10 protein-coding genes are annotated in these 12,383 nt (G+C 59.9%); 8 read left to right on the forward strand and 2 right to left on the reverse strand.

Annotated features, from left to right (window positions below):
* Positions 1-14: 14 nt before the first annotated feature.
* The 7 genes from AQUI_RS0119130 (at position 15) to phoB (ending at position 7,499) form a co-directional block, all read left to right on the forward strand.
* Positions 15-1,055 (forward strand): sensor histidine kinase, encoded by a 1,041-nt coding sequence (locus AQUI_RS0119130; RefSeq protein ID WP_027258937.1) that lies wholly within the window; start codon positions 15-17, stop codon positions 1,053-1,055.
* Positions 1,056-1,266: 211 nt separating this feature from the next.
* Positions 1,267-2,322, forward strand: a complete 1,056-nt coding sequence (locus AQUI_RS0119135; protein ID WP_027258938.1) for a substrate-binding domain-containing protein — start codon at positions 1,267-1,269, stop codon at positions 2,320-2,322.
* A 113-nt stretch (positions 2,323-2,435) separates the two neighbouring features.
* Positions 2,436-3,908, forward strand: coding sequence for a phosphate ABC transporter permease subunit PstC (gene pstC / locus AQUI_RS0119140; RefSeq protein WP_027258939.1), 1,473 nt, complete (start codon positions 2,436-2,438; stop codon positions 3,906-3,908).
* Positions 3,908-5,266: a phosphate ABC transporter permease PstA gene (gene pstA / locus AQUI_RS0119145; RefSeq protein WP_027258940.1), complete on the forward strand. Its 1,359-nt coding sequence runs from the start codon at positions 3,908-3,910 to the stop codon at positions 5,264-5,266. Before pstC ends, pstA begins: the two co-directional genes overlap by 1 nt.
* A 14-nt stretch (positions 5,267-5,280) precedes the next feature.
* The gene (gene pstB, locus AQUI_RS0119150) at positions 5,281-6,078 is read left to right on the forward strand and encodes a phosphate ABC transporter ATP-binding protein PstB (RefSeq protein WP_027258941.1); all 798 of its coding nucleotides are present in this window, start codon (positions 5,281-5,283) and stop codon (positions 6,076-6,078) included.
* Positions 6,079-6,095: 17 nt separating this feature from the next.
* Entirely contained in the window at positions 6,096-6,806 is a 711-nt protein-coding gene (phoU, locus tag AQUI_RS0119155) for a phosphate signaling complex protein PhoU (RefSeq protein ID WP_027258942.1), read from the forward strand.
* 3 nt (positions 6,807-6,809) lie between these two features.
* On the forward strand, positions 6,810-7,499 hold the full coding sequence (gene phoB / locus AQUI_RS0119160; protein ID WP_027258943.1) for a phosphate regulon transcriptional regulator PhoB: 690 nt from the start codon (positions 6,810-6,812) through the stop codon (positions 7,497-7,499).
* A 44-nt stretch (positions 7,500-7,543) separates the two neighbouring features.
* Here phoB and AQUI_RS0119165 read toward each other — a convergent pair whose 3' ends face one another.
* A complete protein-coding gene (locus AQUI_RS0119165) occupies positions 7,544-8,455 on the reverse strand; it encodes a LysR family transcriptional regulator (protein ID WP_027258944.1) in 912 nt (303 codons plus the stop codon).
* A gap of 99 nt (positions 8,456-8,554) precedes the next feature.
* Between AQUI_RS0119165 and AQUI_RS0119170 the strand changes: the two genes are divergently transcribed.
* Positions 8,555-9,775: an acyl-CoA dehydrogenase gene (locus AQUI_RS0119170; RefSeq protein ID WP_027258945.1), complete on the forward strand. Its 1,221-nt coding sequence runs from the start codon at positions 8,555-8,557 to the stop codon at positions 9,773-9,775.
* Between the two features lie 655 nt (positions 9,776-10,430).
* Here AQUI_RS0119170 and AQUI_RS0119175 read toward each other — a convergent pair.
* Positions 10,431-11,981, reverse strand: coding sequence for a trimethylamine methyltransferase family protein (locus AQUI_RS0119175; protein ID WP_027258946.1), 1,551 nt, complete (start codon positions 11,979-11,981; stop codon positions 10,431-10,433).
* Between the last annotated feature and the right edge of the window lie 402 nt (positions 11,982-12,383).

Consider the following 12,383-nt stretch of genomic DNA (forward strand, 5'->3'; position numbering starts at 1 on the left):
ACCGCGGGGTGCAGATGACAAGTGATCTGATTGACGGGTTCTTGGCGGCGATCCCGCTGCCTGCGGTCATGGTGGACCAGACCGAACGGTTCATCGCTCTGAACAGCGGTGCCGAGACGTTGCTGGGGCAGGGAGCCAAGGGCCGTCATTTCGCCACCATCCTTCGCCAGCCCAGCGTCGCCACTGCGATCGAGGCCTGTCTGCGGGACCGCGATAACCGCACCGCCCGCCACTTGTCCAACGACGGCGCCCAGGACACCACCTTTACCGTCACCTTGCGCTATGTGCCGGGCATCGGCGCGGTCAGCGGCGGCGCGGTGCTGGCTTGCTTTGATGACGTGACCGAGCGCGAACAGGCCAGCCAGATGCGCCGCGATTTCGTTGCCAATGTCAGCCACGAGCTGCGCACGCCGCTGACGGCCTTGATCGGCTTTATCGAAACCCTGCGCGGCCCAGCCAAGGATGATGCCGCCGCCCGTGACAGGTTCTTGACGATCATGGAGGGAGAGGCCAGCCGGATGAATCGTCTGGTCGGGGATCTTCTCTCGCTGAACCGGGTCGAAAGCGAAGAGCGTGTTCGCCCCAAACAGAGCGTTGATCTGGCTGCCCATCTGGCGTCTACGCTGAAAACCCTCGCTCCGGTTGCCGAGACACGCGGCGTGTCGATGGATCTGAAGGCGCCGCAGGACAGTGTGACAGTCACTGGCGATCCGGATCAGCTGCAGCAGGTCTTCACCAATCTGGTTGAAAACGCGGTCAAATACGGAGGCGATCAGGTCCGCGTCGAGCTTAGCTTCACAGACCGGGACCCGTCGGTGCGCGCGCCCGCAGCCCGTGTCCAGGTGATTGACAACGGGCCTGGAATTGATCCTATCCACCTGCCGCGTTTGACCGAGCGGTTTTACCGCGCCGACAGCCACCGCTCGCGCGGGATGGGCGGCACGGGGCTGGGGCTGGCGATTGTAAAACACATCATCAACCGCCACCGCGGGCGGCTCCGCGTCGAAAGCGATCTAGGGCAAGGGACCGTTTTTACGGTGATCCTGCCCAAGTAGGCCATCTATTTGAAATGCTGCTAGGTCATGCAGGCCGGCGCCGGACGCCCGGGCGGCGACTTGCTTCTTTCATGTCACTTTTTTTGCCTCCCATGCCGGGTTTGTCATGCAGTTGTTACACAGCCGTCACAAAAGGCTCATCAGCGGCTTCTACGAGAGGCCCCAAGATCATCGACGGGGTGATCGACCTTTGAAACTCTTGGAGACACAAATGTCCTTTGTGAAACTGACCGCTTCCACCCTGGCAATTGCCGCCGTATCCGCCACCGCAGCCGCCGCGCGCGACCAGGTGCAGGTTGCCGGTTCGTCCACCGTTCTGCCCTACGCCTCCATCGTGGCAGAAGCCTTTGGCGAGAACTTTGATTTCCCGACCCCGGTTGTTGAATCCGGTGGCTCCTCCGCCGGTCTCAAGCGTTTTTGTGAAGGCGTCGGCGAAAACACCATTGACGTCGCCAATGCCTCGCGCCGCATCAAGGACAAGGAAATCGCCGCCTGCGCCGAAAACGGCGTGACCGACATCATCGAAGTCCGCATTGGTTACGACGGCATCGTCTTTGCCTCAGACATCAACGCGAACTCTTTCGAATACACCCCGACCGACTGGTTCCTGGCGCTGTCCGACAAGATTCTGGTCGACGGCCAGCTGGTCGACAACCCGAACACCACCTGGGCCGACGTCAACGCCGATTTCCCGGCTGTCGATATCCAAGCCTTTGTGCCGGGCACCAAGCACGGCACCCGTGAAGTTTTTGAGGACAAGGTGATCCTGGCCGGCTGCGAAGCCACCGGCGCGTTTGAGCACCTGCTGGCCCATGCGGCCGGCGATACCGACAAAGCCAAGAAGAAAGCCGCCGAAAAGGCCTGTATTGCGCTCCGCACCGACGGCAAATCGGTCGACATCGACGGCGACTACACCGAGACCCTGGCCCGCATCGAGAGCAACAAGGACGGCATTGGCGTCTTCGGCCTGGCGTTCTATGAGAACAACACCGACAAGCTGCAGGTTGCCACCATGTCCGGCATTGTTCCCTCGACCGAAAGCATTGCAACCGGCGAATACCCGGTCTCCCGCCCGCTGTTCTTCTACGTGAAGAAAGCCCACATCGGCGTAATCCCCGGCCTGAAAGAATACGCTGAATTCTTCGTCGCGGACGAAGTTGCCGGCGAAGATGGCCCGCTGGCTGAATACGGTCTGGTTGCTGACCCGGAACTGGCGGACACCCAGGAATCGGTTTCCAGCGAGGCCGTGATGGGCGGCAACTCCTAAGCTGCCCTGTGTATGATCTGATCCTTGCCGGGGCGGAGCCTTCCGCCCCGGCGCTTTCTTTCCGCGGCAGGGCTGCCGCAACAAATACGCCACCGCCAATACCGGAGCTTTTCATGCCCACTTTCTGGCTTGTTGCCCTCCTGATCGCATTGTCTGCCGTCGGCTTTTACGGCGGCCGCCGCCGCGCGATTGCCACCGCAGGCGGTGACGTCAAGGAGCTGCATTCGCTGCCGTCCTATTACGGCTACCATGTTGCCCTGGCTGCCTTTGTTCCGGCCATTGCAGCGCTGGCCATCTGGCTGCTGGCGCAACCGATGTTTGTTGAGACCCGCGTCTCCGGCATGATCCCGTCCGAAGCCGTCCCGGAAAGCTCCACCCTCGGCCTGGTGATGAGCGACGTGCGCCGGGTGGCCGAAGGGCTGGATCTCGCGGTAGAGCAGGGGCTGCTGACTGCCCGCGAAGCCCGCAATGCTGTCGGCGGCGAACAGGACCTGCGCGCCCTGATGGGCGACGTCGGGGTTGCCTTGGGTAACGAGGTGCGCCCGGAAGTGCTGGCAGCGGCGCAGACCTACCGCAACCTGTCACACACCGGCAGGACTGCGATGACCGTGGTTGTCGCGCTGCTGGCGCTTGGCGGTTTTGCCTGGGCCTACAGCCGCTCCCACAAGGATTTCCGCGCCCGAAACGTGGTGGAACGCGCGGTTCTGGCGCTGCTGATCCTCGCCGCTTCGCTGGCGATCCTCACCACCATCGGCATCGTCCTGTCGATGCTGTTTGAAACCAAAAACTTCTTTGGCCTGCACAGCTGGACCGATTTCTTCTTTGGAACCACCTGGGCGCCCAACTTCCGCGGCGACAGTGACCTGTCGATCCTGCCGCTGTTGTGGGGCACGCTTTATATCTCCTTCATCGCGCTGCTGGTAGCGGTGCCAGTGGGCCTGTTTGCCGCCATCTACCTTTCCGAATACGCCAGCGGCGCGGTGCGTGCCTTTGCCAAGCCGCTGCTGGAAATCCTCGCAGGCATCCCCACCATCGTTTACGGCCTGTTTGCGCTGCTGACGGTGGGTCCTGCGCTGGCAAACCTGTTCTCCAAGGGCGGCCTCTTGGGTGTTGAGTGGATGGCGGGCGCCACCTCGGTTCTGACTGCGGGTCTGGTGATGGGCATCATGCTGATCCCCTTTGTCTCCTCGCTGTCTGACGACATCATCAACGCGGTGCCGCAGGCGATGCGCGACGGCTCGCTGGGACTGGGCGCCACCAAATCGGAAACCGTGCGCCAGGTTGTGATGCCGGCAGCTCTGCCGGGTATCGTCGGCGCGGTGCTGCTGGCCGCCTCGCGCGCCATCGGCGAGACCATGATCGTGGTGATGGGGGCAGGGGCGATTGCCAAGTTCTCCGCCAACCCGCTGGAGTCTATGACCACCATCACCACCCGCATCGTCAGCCAGCTGACCGGCGACACCGACTTTGCCAGCCCTGAAACGCTGGTAGCCTTCGCCCTGGGCCTGACTCTGTTTGTCCTGACCCTCGGCCTGAACGTCCTGGCGCTCTATATCGTGCGCAAATACCGGGAGCAGTACGACTGATGACCGACCTCAGCCAATCCCCCGCAGGCGCCGAGCCGCGCAAACACGGCGGCTCGCTGCTGCAGCAGACCTCGCATACAAAAAAACGCAACGCGGCAGAAACCCGGTTCAAGGCCTATGGCATCGCTGCCATCGCCGCCGGTCTTTTGATGCTGGTGATCCTGGTGACGACCATCGTCGGCAAGGGCACCGGCGCGTTCCAGCAGACCTTTGTGACCCTGAACGTGGAACTTCTGGAAGCCAAGCTCGACAAGAAGGGCAATCGCGATCTGGCCGATATCAAGAAGGTTACCACCTTCGGCTACGCGCCGATCATCAAAGGCGCGATGGAGGCCGCGGTGGCGGACCTGGGCATTGAAACCAGCCTTAAACCCAAACAGCTGGCCGGTATCCTGTCCAAGGACGTCGCCGCCCAACTGCGCGACTACGTGATTGCCAACCCGGATCAGATCGGCCAGACGGTGGAGTTCCGCTTCCTCGCCTCAGGCCGCGTCGACGGTTACCTGAAGGGCCGCGTCACCCGCGACAGCATCGCCAACGACAAGAACATCTCGCCCGAACAGCTTGATCTTGTTGACGCATTGGCTGCTGCCGGGGTGCTGGAGAAGACCTTTAACCTCGATTTCATCACCGGTGCAGATGCCTCTGACGCCCGCCCCGAGGCGGCCGGGATCGGGGTCGCCATGCTGGGCTCTCTGTTCATGATGCTGGTGGTTCTGGCGCTGGCGCTGCCGATCGGCGTCGCCGCCTCGATCTATCTTGAGGAGTTTGCACCGCAGAACTGGCTCACCGACATGATCGAGGTGAACATCTCGAACCTTGCCGCGGTGCCCTCCATCGTGTTCGGCATTCTCGGCCTCGCCGTATTCATCAACTACATGCACCTGCCGACCTCGGCGCCGCTGGTGGGCGGCCTGGTGCTGACCCTGATGACCCTGCCGACCATCATCATCTCCACCCGCGCCTCGCTGAAATCGGTGCCGCCGTCGATCCGGGATGCTGCGCTGGGTGTCGGGGCGTCGAAAATGCAGGCGGTGTTCCACCACGTGCTGCCGCTGGCCGCGCCCGGCATCCTGACCGGCACCATTATCGGACTGGCGCAGGCACTGGGTGAAACCGCTCCGCTGCTGCTCATCGGCATGGTCGGCTTTATCGCCTCCAACGCGCCGGAAACCCTGGCCGATGGCCTTCTGGCGCCGAACTCCGCCATGCCCGCGCAGATCTACGAATGGGCCAAACGCGCCGACCCGGCTTTTTATGAACGCGCCTGGGGCGGCATCATCATCCTTCTCATCTTCCTGGTGACCATGAACACATTCGCCGTGATCCTGCGCCGCCGCTTTGAACGCCGCTGGTAAGGAGGCATAGTGCAATGAACGACATGACCTTGATGGATAACACCGTGGACACACAAAACATCAAAATCGCCGCCAAGGACGTCAACGTCCACTATGGCGACTCCCACGCGATCAAAGACGTGAATGTCGAGATCGAGGACAAGACCGTCACCGCCTTTATCGGCCCCTCGGGCTGCGGCAAGTCGACGTTTTTGCGCTGCCTGAACCGGATGAATGACACCATCGACATCTGCCGCGTGAAGGGAGACATTCTGCTGGACGGCGAGGACATCTATGACCGCCGTGTCGATCCGGTGCAGCTGCGCGCCAAGGTTGGCATGGTGTTTCAAAAGCCGAACCCGTTCCCCAAGTCGATCTATGACAACGTGGCCTATGGCCCGCGCATCCATGGATTGGCGAGGAACAAGGCGGAACTGGATGAGATTGTTGAGAAATCCCTGCGCCGCGGTGCGATCTGGGACGAGGTGAAAGACCGCCTGGACGCGCCCGGCACCGGGCTTTCGGGTGGCCAGCAGCAGCGCCTGTGCATCGCTCGTGCTGTGGCCACTGAACCCGAGGTTCTGCTGATGGACGAACCTTGCTCGGCGCTCGACCCCATCGCCACCGCCCAGGTGGAGGAACTGATCGACGAGCTGCGCAGCCGCTATTCGGTGGTGATCGTCACCCACTCGATGCAGCAGGCCGCGCGTGTCAGCCAGAAAACCGCCTTTTTCCACCTCGGAAACCTTGTGGAATTCGGCCCCACCGGTCAGATCTTCACCAACCCCGAAGACGCCCGCACCGAAAGCTACATCACCGGCCGGATCGGCTGATCTATAGGAATATCAACATGGTAGAACAGCATATTGCATCGGCCTTTGACCGCGACCTAGAGGCTATTCAGGCCCGGATCATGAAAATGGGCGGTCTGGTCGAGGACGCAATCCGCGAAGCCGCTCAGGCCTTGGAGACCCGCGACGAGGAACTGGCGCTGACCGTGCGTCAGGGCGACAAGGCTATTGATGGGCTGGAAGAGTTGATCAACGAAGAAACCGCCCGTCTGATTGCCCTGCGCGCACCCGCAGCCTCGGATCTGCGCCTGGTGCTGTCGGTGATGAAGATCGCCGGCAATCTGGAACGCATTGGCGACTATGCAAAAAACATGGCCAAGCGCACCACGGTCCTGGCCCAGGGTCCCAATACCAGCGAAGGCGCCGCCGCGCTGCGCCGGATGGCGCGCGAGGTCGAGCGGATGCTGAAGGATGCACTGGATTCCTACATCCAGCGCGATGTGGAACTGGCCCGTGACGTGATCGAACGCGACCGCGATGTTGACCAGATGTACAACGCCCTGTTCCGCGAATTCCTGACCCATATGATGGAAGACCCGCGCAACATTTCGGCCTGCATGCACTTGCATTTCATCGCAAAAAACACCGAACGCATGGGCGATCACGTGACCTCGATCGCTGAACAGGTGATCTATCTGGTGACCGGTGAAAAACCGGAAGATGACCGCAAAAAAGCCGACACCACGTCTACCACGCCCCAGGAGATCTGACCAATGGCTGCCGAACAGCCCACTGTTCTTGTTGTTGAAGACGAAATGGCCCAGCGGGAAGTGCTGGCCTACAACCTTGAGGCCGACGGCTTTCGCGTGTTGCGCGCTGAACATGGCGAAGAAGCGATGCTGGTGGTCGACGAGGACATGCCCGATATCATCATCCTCGATTGGATGATGCCCAACCTCAGCGGCATCGAAGTGTGCCGCCGGCTCAAGACCCGCGCGGAAACCCGCAACATCCCGGTTATCATGCTCTCCGCTCGGTCCGAGGAAGTGGATAAGGTCCGCGGCCTGGAAACCGGCGCTGATGATTATGTGGTGAAACCCTATTCGGTGGTTGAGCTGATGGCGCGGGTGCGCACCCAGCTGCGCCGGGTCCGGCCCTCTACTGTCGGGGTGCGGTTGGAATATGATGACATCGTGCTGGATGCCGAAACCCACAAGGTCAGCCGCGCCGAACATCCGCTGAAGCTGGGACCAACCGAATTCCGCCTGCTCTCCACCTTCATGGAAAAGCCGGGCCGGGTCTGGAGCCGCGAACAGCTGCTGGACCGGGTCTGGGGCCGCGACATCTATGTCGATACCCGCACGGTTGATGTCCACATTGGCCGGTTGCGCAAGGCGCTGACCCAGTTTGGCGGCAGTGATCCGGTGCGCACTGTGCGCGGCGCGGGCTACGCCCTCGGCTGATCCGGCATCACGGGGGGGCAGCCCCCCCTTTACGCCGCAAGCCATCACCGGGGCAGCGGGTCCTCGGGCTGTGCTTTCCCGGCCAGCCAGCCGCGGAATTTTTGTAACGCGGGCGCGTTTGTTTTCCGCTCGGGCCAGACCAGATAATAGGCGCCTTCGGTCTCCACCGGTTCCGGATGCAACGCCAGAAGACGCCCGGTCGCCAGATCCTGCTCCACCAGATAATCCGGCATTAAAGCGACGCCCAAACCATGTAGTGCAGCCTGAGTGATGGTTGCGAATTGATCATATATCGTGCCGCTCAGCTCTTCGCCGGCCACGATCCCGTGCTGTCCAAACCAATCACGCCAGGCGGTTGTGCGGGTTTGGATATGAAGCAGTGGCAGCTTTAGAATGCCCTTGAGTTCAGTAACCGTTCTGCCGTCGAGAAGTTCAGGCGCACAGACTGGCAGCAATTGTTCATGCTTCAGCAGAAGCGACTGCGTTCCAGGCCAGGATGCATCTCCGAAATGTATCGCCGCATCAAATGGTTCTGTGGCAAAGTTGAATGGCTCCAGCCGGGTGGCCATATTGATGGTCACGTCCGGGTGCAGCCGGGCAAATTCCGGCAGCCGCGGCATCAGCCAGCGCATTCCGAAGGCCGGAAGAATGGCCAGATTCAGCGACCCGGCCAGTGGTGCGGCCTGCAGGCGAAGGGTGGATTGAACGATCTGATTCAGGGCTTGCCGGATTTCTGCGGCGTAGTCCTGCGCTTCCGTGGTCAGGGCAAGCCGTTTCTGGTCGCGTTGTACCAGCTCCATGCCCAATTGCTTTTCAAGCGTCTGCAACTGGCGGCTGACAGCCCCTTGTGTCAACGCCAATTCATCTGCAGCCGCGGAAGCGCTGCCAAGGCGGTCCAGTGCCTCCAGTGCGCGCAGGGAGGAGATCGAGGGCAGGAATTTTCTGGGTACTGACATGTATGAGTGTTTGTCATGGTTTTCTGCGAAAGTCTCGCTGTTTTTTCCATTCACCTCCCGTTAGGGTTTGGGCAAATCGCGAACCACTGAGGTGACAAGATGACAGACAAACCCGCCCTGCGCGCCAAGGATGCCCCGGATCTGGGCCGTTTCAATTGGGAAGACCCGTTGCGGTTGGAGGAGCAACTGACCGAAGACGAACGGATGATCACCGCCTCGGCCCGCGCCTACGCCCAGGAAAAACTTCAGCCGCGCGTTCTAAGTGCTTATGAAAACGAGGAAACAGATCCGGAGATTTTCCGCGAGATGGGTGAGATGGGCCTTCTTGGCACGACCATCCCGGAAGAATACGGAGGCCTAGGCGGCGGCTATGTGTCCTATGGTCTGGTCGCCCGCGAGGTGGAGCGTGTCGACAGCGGTTACCGCTCAATGATGTCGGTGCAAAGTTCGCTGGTGATGTATCCGATTTATGCTTACGGAAGCGAGGAACAACGCCGGAAATACTTGCCCAAGCTTGCCACCGGCGAGTGGATTGGGTGCTTTGGCCTGACCGAGCCGGATGCCGGTTCCGACCCTGCCGGTATGAAAACCCGCGCTGAAAGAACCGAGGGCGGGTACAGGCTTACGGGCTCCAAGATGTGGATATCCAACGCACCGATCGCTGATGTCTTTGTGGTCTGGGCAAAGTCCGAAGCCCATGGGGGCAAGATCCGTGGCTTTGTGCTGGACAAGGGCCTTAAGGGTCTCAGCGCGCCAAAAATTGAAAACAAGGCAAGCCTGCGGGCGTCAGTCACCGGTGAGATCGTGATGGACGGTGTTGAAGTCGGCGAGGATGCGCTGTTGCCGCATGTTCAGGGGCTCAAAGGGCCGTTCGGCTGTTTGAACCGCGCGCGTTATGGCATCAGCTGGGGCGCAATGGGCGCGGCTGAGGCTTGCTGGCACGCTGCCCGGCAATATGGCTTGGATCGCATCCAGTTCGGGCGTCCCCTTGCCAATACTCAGTTGTTTCAGCTGAAACTGGCAAATATGCAGACGGAAATCACATTGGGTTTGCAGGCGTCATTGCAGGTTGGCCGTTTGATGGACGCAGCCAACGCTGCTCCGGAAATGATCTCGATCATCAAACGCAACAACTGCGGCAAGGCGCTGGATATCGCCCGTATGGCGCGGGATATGCACGGCGGCAATGGTATCAGCCTAGAGTTCAATGTCATTCGCCACATGGTCAATCTGGAGACAGTGAACACCTATGAGGGCACCCACGATGTGCATGCCTTGATCCTGGGCCGCGCTCAGACCGGATTGCAGGCATTTTTCTAAGCATGCCAAGCAGCGCGGGGCACTGCTCCTGCGCTGCATTTATGCATTTATAAAATGCATTTCCACAACGCTGCTATGCTCTGCGAGTTCCGCAAAGGCTGGCGGGGTTAAATGCGATAGGCGCCAGCAATTTAGGATCCGAAAGTGCTAATTAGGCGGGCGGTCTGGGTGCCGGAAACTTAAAGAATTTCGACAGAAGTTCATCTGATGGTTAATTTTAAAAAATCGTAACGGCGTTCTATGGGGGTTATCAGGTGATCCCATGCCCCCACTTTGCAGAAGTGCAGCCGCGCGCAAACGAGATTGAAATCCCATTCACCTTGCAATTTCGCAAAATCCACCCGCAAAACGTCGGACTGGATGCAATCACCCTTGCAATTATGCAAATTCGTTTTGCTCAAACACAGGGGTGTTTTTGCAGGTTGAACACCGTTTCAAGGAAGGGTTCCTGCAATATGTCTCGTATTAATAAAAGGTTATCATCTCATTAGGTGCCACGGAAGCGTTTCGTGAAAATTTTCTTAACTTACAGGCTGGGTTAGCTGAGAGGCAGGAATACGCCCAAAATTCTTGAACCAGATGCTCTGCTTCTGTGCCGGCCACAAAAACCGGGCCGGAAAATTCCGGCCCGTGTCAACGCGTCTGGAATGTTCGGTTAAGCCGGAAGATGGATGTTGAATGCCTGGCGGATTGCCATGTCGGTTGCGGCATCAAACCGTGCGGATGCGCGCTGGGACAAGATCTTCTCCTTCTTGGCAATGGCCTTTTCAATCAGATCAGGTTTTTCAAGTTCCACCCATTCCTTGGGAGACGTCCGGTCGCCCAGGTCCGGATAAACATAATCGACCTGCATCCGGCTGAGGGTTTGATCGGTACCCAGATAATGGCCCGGCCCGCCCATGCAAGTGGCGCGCATCTGGTCCAGCGCGAGGGTTTCATCGTTCACCTCAATGCCGCGGACGCATCTCTGGGCCTGGCCGAGCAGATCGTTGTCCAAGATCAGCGATTCAAGGCAGAACCCCAGCAGCGACGCGTGCATTCCGGCAGCTTCATAGGCCATGTTAAGGCCGGAAAGTCCCGCCATAACCGCAGAGCACATCTGCTCCCAGCCGGCCTGCATATCCGGCAGTTTGGAATCCGATGCGCCAGCCGCGGCGCCGCCCGGCAGGTTGTAAAATTTATGCATCTGAGCACAGCCTGCAGTCAGCAACGCCTGTTCGCCGGAGCCCACGGACATCGCACCGGTACGCAGATCAAGACCAAAGGGCCAGGTGCCGAAAATAGCGGGTGCGCCGGGACTTACAGCGTTAACATAAACCAGGCCGGCGAGACATTCTGCAACCGCCTGGGTGATGGCTCCGGCGATGGACGAAGGGGCGGTTGCCCCGGCCATGCCCGCTGACAGCAGCAGCACCGGCATGCCGCCTTTGATGCATTCCTCCATCACTTCACAGGATTCGGTGGCAAACTTCATGGGAGGCACCACAAAGCAGTTAGAGTTCGACACAAAAGGCCGCTCGCGCCACTTGTCTTCGCCGCCCGCAATCATGTGCAGCAGTTCCAATCCCGGTTTCACGAAACCCGGTTCGCTAAAAGAGACGCCGACATGTTTGGTCGTGCCTGCGGTGGTCGCATAGATGGAGTTCAGGTCCATCTCAAGGTTGTCGGGGATGTCGCGGCATACCATGGGACGTTGGACGAAGTGGATATTGTCCAGCTGATCACAGATGCGCGCAGCGTCATGCAGATCCTGCACAGTTGAATCGCGGTATTCCTTGCCGTGGACGTCTACCACGCTAACCGCGGCCCCGGCGGTACCGTAGTGCACACGGCCGCCAGACAGCTGCAGGTCGGTCTGTCCGTCACGGCTGAAAAGGGTGACGGAGCGGTTTGCCTTGGCGATAGTGTCTTCGACCAGCGCGCGCGGGAACCGGATGCGGCCGTCATCGCCCAGCACGCAGCCGGCAGAAGTCAGGTAATCGATGCCGCTTTGCGGCGCGTCGGCGAGACCGATTTCTTCCAGCGCCGTCAGGGCGGCCTCATGGATTTTTTCCATGTCTGCCTGGCTGAGCAACTTCAGCGCAGTGGATTCCATGCCGGGGCGGACCGGGCGCAAGTGTTCCGGCAGTGCTGCAGCGCGGGCCGCGCGCCGCGCGTTGCGCCCGCCGCTACGGGCAGCGCGGGATGGGGAGGCTTGATCGTTCATTCTGTGAGCCTTTCAGGAGAGGTGAGTTGAAGTGTTGAAACGTCAACTCACTGCGGCCTGCCCCTTGCCGCACGGCCTCGCGCCGCACCTATGGTGCGGCAAATAAGGCTGACATGGCAGCGTTCACCCTGCATGCGGACTCCTGTTCAGTTCCCTGCAACTTGGCACGCTTTTGCGTCGTTTCTAGCACAATAGCGACCCTGGTGAAAAAAACGACATGTTTTTCATTTGAGTGGAGGGCGCCGTGAAGTCTGAGAAGCCGCAAGCTTTTTCCTAAATGTCTCTATTTTTAATGCTGTAATCTCCATTTTTAACGCTTCACGGGGTGTTTCATTGTTGGCAATGTGAGTTCGGGAACCAAATGTTAAGCATTAATGGCTACACTGGATACCCTGGGGATGG

The organism is Leisingera aquimarina DSM 24565 (genome assembly GCF_000473165.1).
In the GTDB taxonomy this organism is placed as follows: Bacteria; Pseudomonadota; Alphaproteobacteria; order Rhodobacterales; family Rhodobacteraceae; genus Leisingera; species Leisingera aquimarina.

Coding starts and splice junctions, on each gene's coding strand:
- pstC (WP_027258939.1), top strand. CDS start 2,436: ATGCCCACTTTCTGGCTTGTTGCCCTCCTGATCGCATTGTCTGCCGTC.
- AQUI_RS0119175 (WP_027258946.1), bottom strand. CDS start 11,981: ATGAACGATCAAGCCTCCCCATCCCGCGCTGCCCGTAGCGGCGGGCGC.
- AQUI_RS0119135 (WP_027258938.1), top strand. CDS start 1,267: ATGTCCTTTGTGAAACTGACCGCTTCCACCCTGGCAATTGCCGCCGTA.
- AQUI_RS0119130 (WP_027258937.1), top strand. CDS start 15: ATGACAAGTGATCTGATTGACGGGTTCTTGGCGGCGATCCCGCTGCCT.
- pstA (WP_027258940.1), top strand. CDS start 3,908: ATGACCGACCTCAGCCAATCCCCCGCAGGCGCCGAGCCGCGCAAACAC.
- AQUI_RS0119170 (WP_027258945.1), top strand. CDS start 8,555: ATGACAGACAAACCCGCCCTGCGCGCCAAGGATGCCCCGGATCTGGGC.
- pstB (WP_027258941.1), top strand. CDS start 5,281: ATGAACGACATGACCTTGATGGATAACACCGTGGACACACAAAACATC.
- phoU (WP_027258942.1), top strand. CDS start 6,096: ATGGTAGAACAGCATATTGCATCGGCCTTTGACCGCGACCTAGAGGCT.
- AQUI_RS0119165 (WP_027258944.1), bottom strand. CDS start 8,455: ATGTCAGTACCCAGAAAATTCCTGCCCTCGATCTCCTCCCTGCGCGCA.
- phoB (WP_027258943.1), top strand. CDS start 6,810: ATGGCTGCCGAACAGCCCACTGTTCTTGTTGTTGAAGACGAAATGGCC.